Source organism: Gilvirhabdus luticola, assembly GCF_040117515.1.
Classification (GTDB): Bacteria; Bacteroidota; Bacteroidia; order Flavobacteriales; family Flavobacteriaceae; genus Gilvirhabdus; species Gilvirhabdus luticola.
In genome coordinates this window covers 646,829-663,196 of the sequence record NZ_JBEEEN010000001.1, presented here as the reverse complement: position 1 = coordinate 663,196, position 16,368 = coordinate 646,829, and the positions used below count along the sequence as shown (strand labels likewise).

11 protein-coding genes are annotated in these 16,368 nt (G+C 33.5%); 6 read left to right on the top strand and 5 right to left on the bottom strand.

The annotated features are described in order from the left end of the window. The first annotated feature begins 4 nt into the window (after nt 1–4). On the top strand, nt 5–2,416 hold the full coding sequence (locus AAFP94_RS02995; RefSeq protein ID WP_409628023.1) for a TonB-dependent receptor plug domain-containing protein: 2,412 nt from the start codon (nt 5–7) through the stop codon (nt 2,414–2,416). A 7-nt stretch (nt 2,417–2,423) separates the two neighbouring features. Here the strand turns inward: AAFP94_RS02995 and AAFP94_RS02990 are convergent, their stop codons facing one another. After that, a complete protein-coding gene (locus tag AAFP94_RS02990; protein WP_316660582.1) occupies nt 2,424–4,799 on the bottom strand; it encodes a T9SS type A sorting domain-containing protein in 2,376 nt (791 codons plus the stop codon). Nucleotides 4,800–4,911: 112 nt separating this feature from the next. On the opposite strand from AAFP94_RS02990, the gene AAFP94_RS02985 reads away from it, so the two are divergent. Continuing rightward, nucleotides 4,912–5,385 carry a regulatory protein RecX gene (locus AAFP94_RS02985; RefSeq protein WP_316660583.1) on the top strand — a complete coding sequence of 158 codons (474 nt, stop codon included), beginning with the start codon at nt 4,912–4,914 and terminating at the stop codon, nt 5,383–5,385. On the opposite strand, the gene AAFP94_RS02980 is transcribed toward AAFP94_RS02985, so the two are convergent. The 4 genes from AAFP94_RS02980 to AAFP94_RS02965 form a co-directional block, all read right to left on the bottom strand. Further along, nucleotides 5,386–6,252, bottom strand: a complete 867-nt coding sequence (locus AAFP94_RS02980; protein WP_316660584.1) for a cupin-like domain-containing protein — start codon at nt 6,250–6,252, stop codon at nt 5,386–5,388. 88 nt (nt 6,253–6,340) lie between these two features. Then, the gene (locus tag AAFP94_RS02975; protein WP_316660585.1) at nt 6,341–8,158 is read right to left on the bottom strand and encodes a TonB-dependent receptor plug domain-containing protein; all 1,818 of its coding nucleotides are present in this window, start codon (nt 8,156–8,158) and stop codon (nt 6,341–6,343) included. Between the two features lie 78 nt (nt 8,159–8,236). Then, a complete protein-coding gene (gene dinB, locus AAFP94_RS02970; protein ID WP_316660586.1) occupies nt 8,237–9,457 on the bottom strand; it encodes a DNA polymerase IV in 1,221 nt (406 codons plus the stop codon). Next, nucleotides 9,454–12,426 (bottom strand): DNA polymerase III subunit alpha, encoded by a 2,973-nt coding sequence (locus AAFP94_RS02965; protein ID WP_316660588.1) that lies wholly within the window; start codon nt 12,424–12,426, stop codon nt 9,454–9,456. Before AAFP94_RS02965 ends, dinB begins: the two co-directional genes overlap by 4 nt. A gap of 69 nt (nt 12,427–12,495) precedes the next feature. On the opposite strand from AAFP94_RS02965, the gene AAFP94_RS02960 reads away from it, so the two are divergent. The 4 genes from AAFP94_RS02960 to AAFP94_RS02945 are packed head-to-tail and all read left to right on the top strand — an operon-like array spanning nt 12,496 to nt 16,297. Then, nucleotides 12,496–13,260, top strand: coding sequence for an XRE family transcriptional regulator (locus AAFP94_RS02960; protein ID WP_316660589.1), 765 nt, complete (start codon nt 12,496–12,498; stop codon nt 13,258–13,260). A 9-nt stretch (nt 13,261–13,269) separates the two neighbouring features. Then, the gene (locus AAFP94_RS02955) at nt 13,270–13,815 is read left to right on the top strand and encodes a GNAT family N-acetyltransferase (protein ID WP_316660590.1); all 546 of its coding nucleotides are present in this window, start codon (nt 13,270–13,272) and stop codon (nt 13,813–13,815) included. A gap of 60 nt (nt 13,816–13,875) precedes the next feature. Next, nucleotides 13,876–15,204 carry a sugar MFS transporter gene (locus AAFP94_RS02950; protein ID WP_316660591.1) on the top strand — a complete coding sequence of 443 codons (1,329 nt, stop codon included), beginning with the start codon at nt 13,876–13,878 and terminating at the stop codon, nt 15,202–15,204. A 10-nt stretch (nt 15,205–15,214) separates the two neighbouring features. Beyond that, nucleotides 15,215–16,297 (top strand): acyltransferase family protein, encoded by a 1,083-nt coding sequence (locus AAFP94_RS02945; RefSeq protein ID WP_316660592.1) that lies wholly within the window; start codon nt 15,215–15,217, stop codon nt 16,295–16,297. Nucleotides 16,298–16,368 lie beyond the last annotated feature (71 nt).

Sequence of the window (16,368 nt, the reverse complement as noted above, 5' to 3'; positions counted from 1 at the left end):
CTTGATGAAAATTACAGTATTTTTTTACATGCTTAGCTTTTCCTTATCCTTGTGGTCACAGGAAGTTAAGGTCATTGTAAAAATTGCAAATACTCCCATTTCAAATGTTGCGATCTATAATTCTGAACAAAATATTTATACCATAACCAACATTAATGGAATTGCTAATTTAGACCGATTTTCTGATACTGAAGACATTTATTTTGAACATATCCTTCATGTGAATATAAAGTTGAATAAACAGCAAATTAGAGCTAATAATAATGTAATCTATTTAGAACAGAAGGTTGAAGATTTAGAAGAAATTGTCTTATCCGCTTCAAAGTTTGAGCAAAGCAAAAAAGATATTCCACAAAAAATAGTTAGTATCAGCTCTAGAACCATTGAGTTTATAAACCCACAAACCAGTGCAGATTTATTGGAAAACACAGGGAACGTGTACATACAAAAAAGCCAATTTGGAGGAGGTAGTCCGATGATCAGAGGTTTTTCAACCAATAGATTGTTAATAACGGTAGATGGAGTTAGAATGAACAATGCTATTTTTAGAGGAGGAAATCTTCAAAATATTATTTCTATAGACCCATTTTCCGTTCAAAACACCGAAATAACTTTAGGAGCAGGTTCAGTAATCTATGGAAGTGATGCTGTTGGAGGTGTTATGAGTTTTTACACTAAACAACCAAAACTTTCGTACAAAGACTCCATAGCATTTAAAGCAGATGCTATAGGTAGATATGCTTCTGCAAGTGACGAAAAAACGGGCCATTTAGATTTTAGTTTTGGAATGAAAAAAATAGCGTTTTTGTCAAGTATTAGCTTTAACGCTTTTAATGATTTAAGAATGGGTAAATATGGTCCTAAAGAATACTTAAGGCCCGAATATGTAACAACAATAAATAATGTAGACAGTATTGTTGAAAATAAGGACCCAAGAACTCAAGTACCTTCGGGATATAATCAAATTAATTTAATGCAAAAAATAAAGTATGAACCTTATGATAATTTAAGTTTGGATTTGGGTTTGTATTATACAACAACTTCAGATTACCCAAGATATGATAGACTTATACGCTATAGAGGCGATAATTTACGATCTGCCGAATGGTATTACGGACCTCAACGCTGGTTTATGGCTAATGCAAACATCAGCAGGTTAAGTAGCAGATCTAATTTATACGATTCTTTTAAAGTATCTGTCGCATATCAAAATTTCCAAGAAAGTAGGATAGATAGAGATTATCAATCTGAAATAAGAAATATTAGAGAAGAAGCTGTTGATATGTATTCTTTTAATATGGATTTTGAAAAAAACCTTTCAACAAAGACAGAATTTTTTTATGGTGTAGAATATGTATATAATTACATAAAGTCTGTTGGAAATGAAAAGAACATAACATCAAATACGCTCTTTCCAACAATTTCAAGATATCCTAATGGAGCCAATTGGCAATCGGCCGCAATATATTCAAGTATTAAGTACAAACCCAACCCAAGATTTGTTTTTCAGTCGGGTTTAAGATTTAATCATGTCTCTTCAAAAGCTAGTTTTAAAGAAAATAATGTCTATTTGAACTTGCCATTTGAATCTTCCAAAATTAATGCAGGAGCATTAACTGGAACAGCTGGAATAAGTTGGTCTCCTAATGCCATTCTACAATGGAAATTAAATGCATCATCTGCCTTTAGAGCTCCAAACATTGATGACATAGGTAAAGTCTTTGATTCTGAACCTGGATCTGTTGTTGTTCCAAATGAAAATTTAAGACCAGAATATGCTTACGGTGGTGAACTAGGGCTAAAATTCAACTTCAGTAATAAAGTTATTTTAGATTTTAGTACGTATTATACATATTTAGACAATGCATTGGTACGAAGAGATTATATGATAAATGGCGAAACAGAAATTATTTATGATGGCGAATTAAGTAATGTTCAGGCGATACAGAATGCATCAAAGGCATGGATTTATGGCTTTGAGTTCGGAATGGAAATAAACTTTAGTGAACATCTTAAGTTAACATCACAATATAATGCCATCGGAGGCACAGAAGAAGATCATGATATAGAAGTGCCTATTAGGCACGTAGCACCAAATTTTGGAAACACGCATTTAATTTGGAGTTTTAATAATTTTAAAATTGATGTCTTTGCAAACTACAATCAGGAATTATCTTTCAATCAGTTAGCGCCTTCTGAAATTGAAAAGGATTATATCTACGCTTTGGATGAAAATGGAAATCCGTATTCACCATCGTGGTACACCTTAAACTTAAGAACACAATACTCAATTAATCCATCAATTACACTTACCGCAAATCTTGAGAATATAACAAACCAACGATATAAAACATATTCGTCTGGAATAGCAGCAGCAGGGAGAAATTTAATATTAGCTTTAAAAGTTGAACTTTAAAAAGTCATTATTTTTTAACAGCTTTTTTGGTAACAATGGCGCCGTTAGATAATTCTATTTTTGCAATATAAGTGGCTTGACTTAATGAAGACAGATTATAAATTTCAACATTATTGTTCCCTTTAAAATTGTAGAGTTGTCTGCCCAAAACATCAAACAATTGTACATTTAAAATATTCAGATTATTTGAAGCCTTAAACTTTACATGGTCAGCATCTAATTCAATAATTGTAACAGTATTAGCCTCTATATCATTTTGATTAATACCTAAAGAGGCATCATTGAATACAATTTCAAAACGATCTTTAAACTCGCCAACTTCAGAGGTAAACGTATAATCAGAATCGGAAAGATTATGTATGGTATTCATGTCATAATCTTTTAAGTAAACCGTATTATTGTTAAAGAAGTTGCCCTCTATTTGTGCTATAGATAAAGTATATAATGTGGCAACATCAATAGAAGTATCAAAGCCTATAGCAATGGTTTCATCCAAATCCAGACTATTAGGATCTTTACCTTGGATAGCGAACTTCTTATCATTATTTTCAATAATAGAATACAAAATAGAGTAAGCTCCTGTAGAAAGGTTTCTAGGCGCATCATAAGTTAGGCCATCAAAATCATCTGAAGCACCATTTACATAGGCAACTAAAATCTGATTGAAAACTCCATTATCAGACGTCAGTTTTATGGATAGTTTATTAGGTTCTGAATTTTCCTTTGAGTTTGAATTTCTAAAAAATTGAGTATTATTTCCATTAACTCTCATTGCGTTATTAAAAGTTACAGTACCTTGTTTAATACTACCATTTGTGGAATCAACAGCTCCAGAATTTGAATAAGCAACAAAAAATCCTTGTCCAGACGGTATAAATCTATCTGGTGTGACATTATCTCCACCAGGATTTTCACCACTTGCATTAATAATCGCATAATCTGCTTGAGAAAAATTCTCAACCTGGTTACCGTTATTTGATCTTGAAGGCGGTGTTGTTTGTGACCAAAAATAAATAACACCATCAATACCTCCTTGGTCAACCGTATCAATTACAGAATTGGCAGCTAAAAATAAGTTCGCATCAATAGCTGAAGGATAAGGGTTGCCAATAAAATTCCAGTTATTGTCATTGAGTTCAGAGTCATTTCTATAAACAGGAACACTAATAATTCCTGTATTAAAAGCGCCTTCAAAAGTATAGGTAAATTGACATGGTGTAGTTGGATTATTATCAGTATAACAAGGAGAGCTATTAAATATTACCTGATTATGTGTAGACGCATAACCCATTCCAGGAACCATTGGGTCTGAATCAGACAAAATGAACCAATCATTATTATTGTCATCTATATCATCTTGACCTGGAGTGTAGCTGTTACTGTTTCCAATTTCCTTTTGGCTATCTAAATAGTTAGCTCCATTAAAACCAAATCGCCTATTTGATTGAGCATCTGATAAACCTGCACCAACCGTTTCAGTTTCTGTAGGAGAACTCCAATAAGTATACTCGTACCACTGTTTCATTTCTGCTGTTTCTTTTTCTACAGTTGCATTGCCACTTGGATCAAGCGTAAAAGTTCCTGAATCGTTCACTTGTACTAAAGAGCCTGAAGTTCTTACAATAATATCGCCATAAATGGTCACATCATTTTCAACCAGAACATAACTACCATCATCAACAATTAAAGTTGAACCAGAATTTACAATTAAACTGCATGAACTAAAACTTCCATTTGTAGTAGTATTATAATCTCCATTTATAATTACATGTGTAGATAAGCTTGGAGGCAAGCTCCAAGAAGCTCCATCCCAAGTAGATGTTGAGCTACAAAAAGTATTTAATCTCCCATTAAAAGCAAAATCATTAATACTAAACGTACCATTATTATTCATTCCACCCCAAGCATAAACTCTAAAAGTTATCGTTGAATTTATGTTTTGAAAAGCGGGAGCAGAAAGATCAATAACTGCACCAGCTATTATTCCAGTTCCAATATTATTTGTATAGCCATCCAAACTACTTCTGACAGCAATATTTACTGGACCTTGTTGAGAGCTTTGACCTGTATATTCAAAACTTATAAAATCAATCTCATAACCAGTGTTAGGTGTAATGGTGAAATAAAAATAATCATCAATATCTAATGCAGATAAATTCCAATCTCTTGCATTATACCTATCGTTACCATTGAAACCATTGATTCCAGTTCCCCTGCCTATACCTGAAACAGTAATATTTGGGTCAATTATTTGCCCATTAATATAAGGGTCAAAATTATTTGGATTGTTACCAGTTATTAGATTGGAAAATATTACTTGCCCAAACCCCGAAAAATTAATGCATAAGAAGATTAAAACAATGAGGGTTTGTTTCTTGATCATAAGGAGTAATGAATTCAATTTTTTATAAAATCTAGCAAATATAATTCAATTTACTTAAAAATCAAGGGCTTGCATTTCTGCTATTATTAACATTTTGTTATTATTTTTACACATGCTCAAACATAAGTCATATACTGTAGAAGAAGCTAAAAAAAAACTCGAAAACTACTGCGCCTATCAAGAACGATGTCATCAAGACGTTAGGCAAAAACTTCAGAGCATGCACATGATACCTGAAGCTATAGACCAAACTATGGGTCACCTTATTAAACATAACTATCTTAACGAGGAACGTTTTTCCAAAGCATATGTACGCGGAAAGTTAAGGCAAAAATATTGGGGTAAGAATCGCCTCACTTTGGAATTAAAGAAAAGAGATGTTTCCAAACATAATATAAAATCAGCACTTGATGAAATTAATGAGCAGGAGTATAACGACATTTTTGAGAAACTTGTCGAAAAAAGAATAAATCAACTTAAAGAGCCCAATAAATTAAAGCGGAAAAAGAAACTTGTAGATTATCTTTTGTACAGAGGTTGGGAATCTTTTTTGGTTTATAATAAAGTCAATGAATTAATACCTTAACTATTTATTGTGATTATTGTGAGTTCTCACAATGGCCTGCTCATTTTTCCAATCTATCCATTGTTGCCCTTTTATACTGCGCATGGTATTATCAAAATGCCTCATAATAAAAATATTATAAATGGCTTGAGCCAGGTTTTTGGGTTTTCTAGCTATAGCTCTTAAACTCATAGAAATACCTGGTGTGACATAGCGCATATAATGCCAAAAACCTTCAGGCATATATAAGACCTCACCGTGGTTTAGTTGGGTAGTATAACCTCTTGCCTTTTTTAAGGCTGGCCATTTTGTAAAATCTGGATTGGAAAAATCTATATCTTCTCTGGTTATTAGAGAGTGAGGCACTTTATATAAAAAATTATTCTGTTTTTGATCAAACAAGATTATTTGCTTTTTACCTTGAAAATGAAAATGAAAAATATTGGCCAAATCAATGTCGTAGTGCATAAAAGTATATGAGTTTTCACCTCCAAAAAACAGCATTGGTAATCCTTTCATAAGTTTTAAGCCAAAATCTGGAAATTTAAAATCTTGCTGAAGTTCAGGGATTTCCTTTAAAATATTCCAAAGAAAAATACGATATCGTGTGGGTTCTTTTTTAAGAAGATCCACATAATCGCTCATTTTCATTGTGACATGAGGTTCATTGAATCCGTCGTTATAATCTACAGGTCTGTCGTCATAAAGTGGCACAATTTTATCACCTGCTATGGCCTTCATATAATCCAGGTTCCATTTAGAATAGGCTGGCCAGTCTTCAATAAAGCGCTCAATAACCACAGGTTTTTGTGGTTTGAAATAATGCTTAATAAAATCCTCTTTGGTTATAGTCTTTAATCGAGGAATCTCTTGAAGATTTAATTTCAATATCGTCTGTTTTTTATAAAGGAGCTAAAGTTAAGAAATAGTTACTAAATTTTAATTGTTGTGAGATTTCACAACTAAAAACTCATAGCTAAAAAATGTACTTTAAATCCAATAGTATATTCCTTTTGGGCATTGGCACTAAATTGGTTTCGGTGTATTCTGTGTTAAAAATATTGTTCCCAATAACTGAAAATTTAAAGGACTCAATAGACAAAGTAGCCTTTACATCTACGATTCCATAACTTTCGCCAGTGGTACGTTTTGCATATTTATAGGTAATGTCTTGAGAGATATGTCGGAAAAACCGTGAATGATATGTTGTTGTAAAGTGATGTTTTAATGAATTTATAGAATATCTTGAAAAGCTTTTATTTATATCTTTTAAATTTTCATCTAAATAGCTATATCCAAAATTAAGAGTCTGATTATGGTCAGACATTTTGAAATTGTATGACAGGCTGGTTTCAAATCCGAAGGAATTTATATCTTGAATATTAGTGGCTTGCCAAAGGTCGTCTTCATTTTCTTTCACATAATCAATAAGATTTCTTGAGCTTCTATTGAAAATAGCCACATATCCATTAATGCTGTTGTTTGAGTATTTAAGCCCAATTTCTTCTGTAATGGCTTCTTCTGGTTCTAAATCTTCATTACCCAGCGTTGTTGGGTCACTATAATACAAATCTGTATATGTTGGAATTCTGTAGGTATATCCTGCATTGGCATAGACTTTAAATGTGTCATTTATTCTATACCCTACATCAATTCCCGGAAAGGCATGAAACTTAAAATCAGAAAAATAGGTTGCGGCTATTCCTGGAGTAACGTCAAGTTTTTCATCTATAAGTTTTAAGCGATGTTCCAAAAACATGGTTATCATATCACGATTTCTACCTCCAAGATTGTTACTTGACAAATATACTTTGGCTATATCTATCCCAAATCCTGTAATACCTGCTTTAGAAATTAAGGACGCATTCACTTCAGCACCAACTTTATTTGAAATGTGTAAATTTCTGTAAATAGAAGGTCTATTTCTTACAAACAAGTACATATCCTGATTCCGTTTCCAATATAGTCGTGGTTTTAAGGTGAGGCTTTTGGTTTTATAAATTGTCGACACGCCAACCAAACTGCTTTGTGTTTCTTCGTACTGATTTATTGCTGTTGGTGAAGCATAGAATCCATTAGCACCAAATTTACGTTGGGTAAAATAACCTAAAATACTTATCGGCAATTTGTTTTTGTTGAAGCTGCTTTTTAAGAAATAATTCTGGTTTTCAAAATCTGTATTATATCTGTAGCCATCGGAGCTGTTTATAGATGTATGAGCAATAAGTGAACTGCTTTTAAAATCTTTTCCTAACGTAGCATTAAAGTTTTGCTGGTCGTATGAACCAGTTTGAAATCCAACTTCATTCACTTTATCTGCATTCGTTTTGGTAACAATATTTATAGCTCCAGTAAACGCATTTTGGCCAAATACACGAGCAGCTGGGCCTTTTATAATTTCGATTCGTTCAATAACTTCTATGGGTAAAATCATATTCATGGTATGATGGCCCGTTTGCGGGTCTTCGGCCTTAATGCCATCTATGAGCAAAAGAGTCTGATCAAAACTTCCGCCTCGAATATACAGGTCTGACTGCATACCATTAACACCTCGTCGTCTTACATCAATACCAGCAACTTGTTGCAGCAAATCGGCAACATTAGTTGCTGTACTTTGCTTAATGTCTTCTGAAGTAATAACAGTTATGGTTCTTGAATTTTCTTTAAAAGGTAAGTCAATTCTACTAGATGTTATTACAATCGAATCTAGTTCTTGCTGTTTTGTTATCTCTTGTGAATATGCTTTTGTTAAAATGAATAATCCAACTAAAATAGTTACTGACTTAAGTTGCATGTGTTTTACCATATGTGAGCAAAAGTAGAAAAATACTTTAAATGCAATCACCTTTTTAGTGGTATTTGAGCAAGTACTTTATTGTCGCCTGTTAGCTAATAGTGGTGGAGGTTCTCCGGTAAATGGATTCCACCTGCTGATGCTTTTTGCGTGTATTCCAGCGGCGCATATAACAGAACGGTCACCATATCGTTCACGCATTTTATCAATAGCTTGAGATAGATAAAGGAGCTTTTCATTATCTTCAAATAAATTAATTTGATGCCCTCCTTCAACAAGGTGACTAAATTTAACACCAATTAAGCGCACGAGTAATCTTCTATTATAAAGTTTTTGAAATAATTCTAACACTACTGGAATAATATTATGATCTAAAGCACTATATGGAATACGCTGTTGTTGTGTATAGGTTTGAAAATCTGAATACCTTATTTTAAAAGTAATACAGGCTGTTAATTTGTTGCCACGACGTAATTGATATGCTAAATTTTCTGCGATAGCAATGATTATTCCTTTTAGTTTGACAACGTCGGTAGTATCTTTGTCAAATGTGCGTTCTGTAGAAATTGATTTACGTTCATGGTATTGGATTACAGGACTATTGTCGATACCATTCGCTTTTTTCCAAATAGTTAATCCGTTTTTTCCAAGAACCCTGTGCATTAAATCCATAGGCATCTCTTGTATGGTCTGAATTTGCTTTATTCCCAAATCGCATAGTGATTTATAGGTAACTTTGCCAACCATAGGGATTTTTCGAACTGATAATGGAGCCAAAAAAGGTTTTTCAGCACCTTTTATAATCTGTAGTTGATTATTAGGTTTGGCTTCTCCAGTCGCAACTTTAGATACTGTTTTGTTAACGGAAAGCCCAAATGAAATGGGCAATCCTATTTCTTTAATGATGCGCTGTCTCAATTCAGAAGCTAATTTATGACATCCAAAAAATTTATCCATTCCTGTAAGATCAATGTAAAATTCGTCAATAGAAGTTTTTTCATATAGGGGCACACTTTCTTTAATAACTTCAGTAACGTCTTTTGAAAAATTGGTATAAACTCCAGAATTTCCTCGAAGGACTATAGCTTCGGGGCAAAGTATTTTTGCCATTCGCATGGGCATAGCAGAGTGTATTCCAAACTTACGAGCTTCATAGCTACACGAGGCTACCACGCCACGATCACTCGTACCTCCAATAAGTACTGGTTTGCCAATAAGTCGACTATCAATTAACCGCTCGCAGGACACGAAAAAAGTGTCTAAATCCATATGTACAATAGCCCTGTCTTCCAAAATCATACCTCAACGGCTTTACTTACATCAGTATACCTTGGGTCCTCAATAACTGCCAATTTATACATGGAGATGACTTCTATATTGACGCAGTCAAATTCCTCAATAACCTTTCCGGTAATCTTATAAACTCCTGGCCCTCTAAATGGAAATTTAGTGGCAACTGGAGGAAAATGAACGGTATCTATAAAATCTCCATCGTAATCCAAGAAGGTTCCAAAATGCATGGCTTCTTTATTTTTTGTTAATGTGTTTTTTCTGGTAATTAAATAACCTTCTATAGTAACGATCTTATTTTTATACCATACAAGTTCTTTGGCCCTTAAAGGGCTTCCTTGTGGTTTTGCTAATAATTTAAAAGGACTACAAAGTGGAAACCCTAATAGTTCCATTTCATCAAAAGCATTTTCCAAAGAAGTGCTTGGTAATTCTGGTGTTTTATAGTTGATTCGATTTGTTTGAAATAATGTTGCTGTGTGTTCTTCAGGAAGTGTTTTACTGATTTTGAGGTGTGCTTCCCAAAGCAGCTCGCGTTTGTTGACTCCAGTAAATCGAAAAGCATTAATCTTTATTAATATGGAGATTTGTTCAACAGAAATAGCGATGCGTTCAATAAAATCATCCAAGCTTTTATACATTCCATTTTTTTGTCGCTCTGTAATTATCTTTTTTATGGTTTTTGACTCTAGCGATTGTAAGAACATAAATCCCAAATAAATAGTTTTGTCATAGATGACTGTTACATCAAAACTTTTGTTTATACAAGGAGGCTCAATGATACCACCATGTATTCTGGCTTCGTGTACATAGAGTTCGGTTCGGTAAAACCCTCCAAAATTGTTGATAGTGGCTACCATATATTCTAAAGGAAAATAGGCTTTTAAAAACAAGCATTGATAACTTTCTACCGCATAAGAAGCCGAATGACCTTTAGCAAATGCATATCCAGCAAAACTCTCGATCTGTCTCCAAATCTCTGCAGTAAGTTTTTCCGGTTTCCCACTATTTTTACAGTTATTAAAAAACTGCTGCTTCACGATTAAAAATTCATCTCTTGATCGAAATTTGCCTGACATGCCTCGACGTAATCTATCGGCTTCTCCTAGAGTTAAGCCTCCAAAAAGATGAGCTACTTTAATCACATCCTCTTGATAGACCATAACTCCAAAAGTTTCTGGCATAATGTTTAGCAATACAGAATGTGCGTCTTTTCTACGTTCAGGATAGCGATATCGTAGTATATACTCGCGCATCATACCAGATTTAGCGACACCAGGACGAATAACCGAACTGGCAGCTACCAAACCTAAATAATTATCTACTTGTAGCTTTTTTAAAAGCATTCGCATAGCAGGAGATTCTACATAAAAGCAACCAATAGCCTTGGCATTTCTCAATAGGTATTTGATACGCTTATCCCGTTTAAATTGTTTGATGTCATGGATGTCTATTGGTATTTTTTTTGGGTAGTTATATTTTATTACTTTTAGAGTATCCTTAATTTTCCCCAATCCACGTTGGCTTAAAATATCAAACTTATAAAGACCAATATCTTCGGCTACCACCATGTCGAACTGCGTTGTTGGAAACCCTTTAGGAGGTATAAATGTTGCTGTGTAATAGTGAATGGGTTTTTCTGAAATAATAATACCACTAGCATGAATGCCTAAATAGTTTGGAAATCCTTGAATATAGGCACTGTACTTTATTACCAATTGTGATAATTTGTCTAAATTTTTAATATCGTATTTTCCTCTAACAAGTATATCTATTTCGGCTTTTGGCAGACCAAATACTTTTCCTAGCTCTCTAACAGAAGCTCTAAATTTAAAAGTATTGTAAACGGTGAGAAGTGCAGTATTTTTAAAATTATTAAAAATAAATTGGGTAATATCATCACGATCTGTCCATGAAAAATCAATATCAAAATCTGGAGGATTTTTTCGAAACAGGTTTATAAAACGTTCAAAATAGAGATCTAACTCAATAGGGTCAACATCAGTAATACGTAACAAATAGGCGACAATACTATTAGCTCCGCTACCACGGCCCACATAAAAATAACCTTTACTACGCGCATATACCAAGACATGCCAATTAATAAGAAAGTAAGACACAAAGCTTTTTTCTTTGATAATTTGCAACTCTTTTTCAATTCGCTTATAAATTGTTTTATCAGGGTTTTGATAACGATATGCTATACCTTCATAAGTCAGTTTTTCCAATAACCCATAATCTGAATCTTCATTTGAAGTAAATGTCCTTTGATTGCTTGGTGTTTCTTGTGAAAAATCAAACTCAATAAAACAGTCGTCTAAAAGTGATTTTGTGTTTTTCAAAAGCTCTGGAAACTCTTGATATGTTTTACATAGTTCATCATAAGGAAGCATAATATCTGTTTCTTGGCCTTGTTCACTTTTTGGAAGTTTACTTAACAGTGAATTGTTATCAATGGCGCGTAATAAACGATGAATATTATATCCTTTTTTGTTTTCAAATGAAACTGTTTGTAAGATCACCAATTTACTACGAAAGATATTCCATTTAGAAAATTTTAGTTTATTTAGATCATGTGGTTTAATACCTACAAACTCATTTGTTCTTAAGCTATACAGTTTATCATGCTCGTAAGGATATATTACAAAAGTATCTTCAAGTACTGGAGCTTCATTTGGGATTTTTAAATCTGCATTATGTAGAAATACAGAAAGGAATTGATTGATATTATAAAATCCATTATTGTTTTTTGCGATAAGAATAAAATGTTGTTTAGCACCACTTCTAAAGTCTACACCCAAAATAGGTTTGATTTTATATTTGGATGAAATACGTACAAAATCTAAACATGCAGAGGTTGTATTAATGTCGGTCAATGCCAATGTTTGTATTCCATTTTTTGAAGCAACAGCAAGCAGTCTTTCGGGCTTTATAGTGCCATAGCGTAAGCTGTAATATGAGTGACAATTTAGATACATAACTTTTACAAATATAAGCTACAATATGTAGTTATTATTGCTTATATTTGTAGTAATTAATGTTAAATTATGAAACCTATTCAAGGAAATATAAAGCATTTGAGAACTCTCAAGAAAATATCTCAAGAGCGTTTTGCTGAAGAACTGGGTTGGTCCCGATCTATGATAGGATCATATGAGGAAGGAAGGTCAGAACCACCAATAGATAGATTAATAGACTTATCTAATTATTTTAATATTCCTATTGATATTTTGGTTAAGCATGATTTACGATTGGCTAAAGATACTTCGTTTATAGAGGTAGGAAATAAGCGTGTATTGTTTCCAATAACAGTTAATGAGAGTAATGAAGATCTTATTGAAATTATTCCCGCAAAAGCTTCAGCAGGATATTTGAGTGGTTATGACGATCCAGAATATATAGAAAAACTCCAAAAAATAAAACTTCCCTTTCTTCCAACCGGTACACATCGCGCCTTTCCCATTAAAGGAGATTCTATGTTGCCCGTAAAGGATGGAGCCTTTGTAGTCGGAAAATTTTTAGAAAGTATCAGTGATGTAAAAAATGGAAAAACTTATATTGTCTTAACAAAGGACGATGGGTTGGTATATAAACGTATTTATAATCTTATTAAAGAGAATAATACGTTATTATTAAGCAGCGACAATAAGACTTATAAGCCTTATGAGGTTGAAATTGAAAACATTCTTGAATTATGGGAGTTTACATGTTGTATTAATACTCAAGAATATGATGAAAATGAATTAAAAATGAGTAGTATTATCAGTATGTTTCAAGATTTAAAGGTCGAGTTAAAATCTATAAAAATTTAGATATAAATTTTGTTAAAGGATATTATTTATAAAAGAGCCAATTCAGATCAAGAACTACATGAAATTCTTTTACTCCAAAGTGCAAATTACTTAACTTCTGTTTCTGAAGAAGATCGAATTAAAGAAGGATTTGTTACCGTAAGGCATGATTTCAATTTGCTTAAGAGGATGAATGATAAATGCCCTCATATATTAGCAATGCATAACAAAAAAGTTGTAGGCTATGCTCTTTGTATGCTCAAAGCGTTTAAAAATAAGATAGAGGTTTTAAAACCCATGTTTCAACAAATAGAAAACTGTTTAAAATCTAATCAAGCATATATTGTCATGGGACAAATATGTATAGATAAAAGTTATAGAAAGCAGGGCATATTTAGAGGGCTGTACAATGAAATGAAACAACAATTAAGATCAAAATTTGATATGGTAATTACTGAAGTTGATGTTGCAAATAGTCGCTCGTTACATGCACATTATGCAGTAGGCTTTAAGCCATTATGTTTTTACAGTTCCAACAATCAAGATTGGGTATTGATTTTTTGGGATTGGAGTTAAAATTATTTTATCTTTCGCTTACCTAAAAGCCAATTAATAAAATAATAATAGCTAACTACCATGTCTAAAAACCGAACAAAATCGTCGTCAACAAAGAACACCACGTTAGTCCCTATCATGATCATCGCGGGACTCTTTTTTATTTTCGGTTTTGTAACATGGATCAACGGAGCACTTATTCCGTTTATGAAGACCATAAACGAATTGACTGATGCTCAATCCTATTTAGTTGCGACAGCATCTTATATATCCTTTGTTGCAATGGCTTTACCGGCATCGTATATCTTAAAACGGATAGGTTATCGAAAAGGCATGTCATTAGGTTTGATTGTTATGGCTATAGGAGCATTGATCTTTATTCCAGCAGCTGAAGCCAGAACATATTGGGTGTTTTTAAGTGGTATTTTTGTTCAAGGTATGGGCATGACCTTATTGCAAACGGCGGCAAATCCGTACATCACAATTTTGGGACCTATAGAAAGTGGCGCTAAGCGAATAGCCATTATGGGAATTGCAAATAAAGTTGCGGGTTCTTTAGGCTCTTTGATTTTTGGCGCCATCTTACTTTCTGGTATCGATGGAATAAAGGAAAAATTAAGTACGGTATCTACCGAAGAAAAAACTCAATTATTGGATACTATGGCAGACAGCGTAGTTACCCCTTACATAGTTATGGCAGTAGTACTTGTCTTATTGGGAATATTAATTAGAAAAGCGCCATTGCCCCATGTTGAAGAAACACCTATAGAAGCGCCCAAAGAGGGAGAAATTGCCAAAACGAGTATTTTTCAATTTCCACATTTATGGTTAGGCGTATTGACTTTATTTGTCTATGTCGGCGCCGAAGTTATTGCAGGAGATACTATTATCGCTTATGGTATTTCTTTGGGTTTTCCTGCCGAAGACGCCAAATTTTTCACGACCTTTACACTAATGGCCATGGTAGCCACCTATGCGTTAGGTGTTTACTTAATCCCAAAATTCTTGAGCCAAGGAAAGGCGTTAAGGATTAGCGCTGTATTGGGAATTATTTTTACCGTGTGTATTTTATTTACCACCGGGTTCACTTCGGTTCTTTTCGTGGCAGCACTTGGTATTGCAAATGCTTTAGTTTGGCCAGCTGTTTGGCCCTTAACATTAGCTGGACTAGGAAAGTTTACCAAAACAGCTTCTGCTTTATTGATTATGGCAATATCGGGAGGCGCCATTATTCCACCATTATATGGAAGACTGGTAGATAATTCAAAGCACGAACTCATTGCAGAAGGGCTTAACCAAATGGAAGCAGCGGCAAGTGCTTCGACAAAGAGTTATTGGATTTTACTTCCTTGTTATATAATCATTCTGTACTATGCCATTTCAGGCCATAAATTGGGTTTAAAAAAGTAGCACGGTATTTATGGTAAACCGAATAGAGTCTGTCGATATACTGCGTGGCTTTACCATTGCAGCAATGATTTTGGTCAATAATCCAGGTTCTTGGGGTAGTGTATATTCGCCTTTACTACATGCAGAATGGCATGGACTTACACCAACGGATTTGATTTTCCCTTTTTTCTTATTTATTGTAGGGATCTCCATTTACTTTTCATACAAAAACAAATCATCAACTAAAGCAACCTATAAAAAGATTTTAATAAGGAGTTTTAAGCTTATAGGGTTGGGGTTGTTTTTAAATGCATTCTTACCCTATACTCCCTTTTTAAAAGAATTTGAAGCACTGCGAATTCCTGGTGTTTTACAGCGCATTGGCATTGTATTTTTAATTTCTACAATACTTTTTTTGAATGTCAATTTTAAAACTCTTTTTGGAATTGGGTTTTTGATTTTAATTGGCTATTGGATGCTTCTTGGGTTTGTTCCGATGCCCGATGGGACAATGCCAACGTTTGATAGAGCACCAAATAATTGGACGATGTTTGTCGATTTTCATATTTTAGGTGAACATATGTGGAAACAAGATTACGATCCAGAAGGTCTTTTAAGCACATTGCCAGCCATTGCTACCTGCATTTCGGGAATCCTTATTGGGCGACTACTGCATAACTTGAAAGATGTACGATGGTTGTTTGGGGCTTCAATTTTATTATTGGCTTCAGGATATGTGTTCGACATATGGTTTCCTATTAATAAAGCACTTTGGAGCAGTAGTTTTGTTTTGGTAACCAGTGGTTGGGCAACTTTGATTTTGGCAGTTATTTATTATTTTACTGATGTAAAAAAGATAGCAGTTGGCACTATTTTTAAATATGTTGGCATGAATGCCATTACTATTTTTTTTATGTCAAGTTTTATTGCCAAAACCTTTGGATTAGTAAAAATTGGAGGGTCAAGTATTCATTATTGGTTATACAAAAATGTGGCAATGCAATCTTTTCTAACAGATAAAATGGCATCATTCTTATATGCGTTATTTGTTGTAACATTTTATTTGGCTCTTGGGTATGCTTTGTATAGAAAAAAAATATTCATTAAAGTGTAATCCATTGGTAACATGTTTATTTAATTGATACCTGCAAACTAAAGATTTAGAACAGGATTTTTTGTTGAAGT

Coding starts and splice junctions, on each gene's coding strand:
- AAFP94_RS02995 (WP_409628023.1), top strand. CDS start 5: ATGAAAATTACAGTATTTTTTTACATGCTTAGCTTTTCCTTATCCTTG.
- AAFP94_RS02990 (WP_316660582.1), bottom strand. CDS start 4,799: ATGATCAAGAAACAAACCCTCATTGTTTTAATCTTCTTATGCATTAAT.
- AAFP94_RS02985 (WP_316660583.1), top strand. CDS start 4,912: ATGCTCAAACATAAGTCATATACTGTAGAAGAAGCTAAAAAAAAACTC.
- AAFP94_RS02975 (WP_316660585.1), bottom strand. CDS start 8,158: ATGCAACTTAAGTCAGTAACTATTTTAGTTGGATTATTCATTTTAACA.
- dinB (WP_316660586.1), bottom strand. CDS start 9,457: ATGATTTTGGAAGACAGGGCTATTGTACATATGGATTTAGACACTTTT.
- AAFP94_RS02965 (WP_316660588.1), bottom strand. CDS start 12,426: ATGTATCTAAATTGTCACTCATATTACAGCTTACGCTATGGCACTATA.
- AAFP94_RS02960 (WP_316660589.1), top strand. CDS start 12,496: ATGAAACCTATTCAAGGAAATATAAAGCATTTGAGAACTCTCAAGAAA.
- AAFP94_RS02950 (WP_316660591.1), top strand. CDS start 13,876: ATGTCTAAAAACCGAACAAAATCGTCGTCAACAAAGAACACCACGTTA.
- AAFP94_RS02945 (WP_316660592.1), top strand. CDS start 15,215: ATGGTAAACCGAATAGAGTCTGTCGATATACTGCGTGGCTTTACCATT.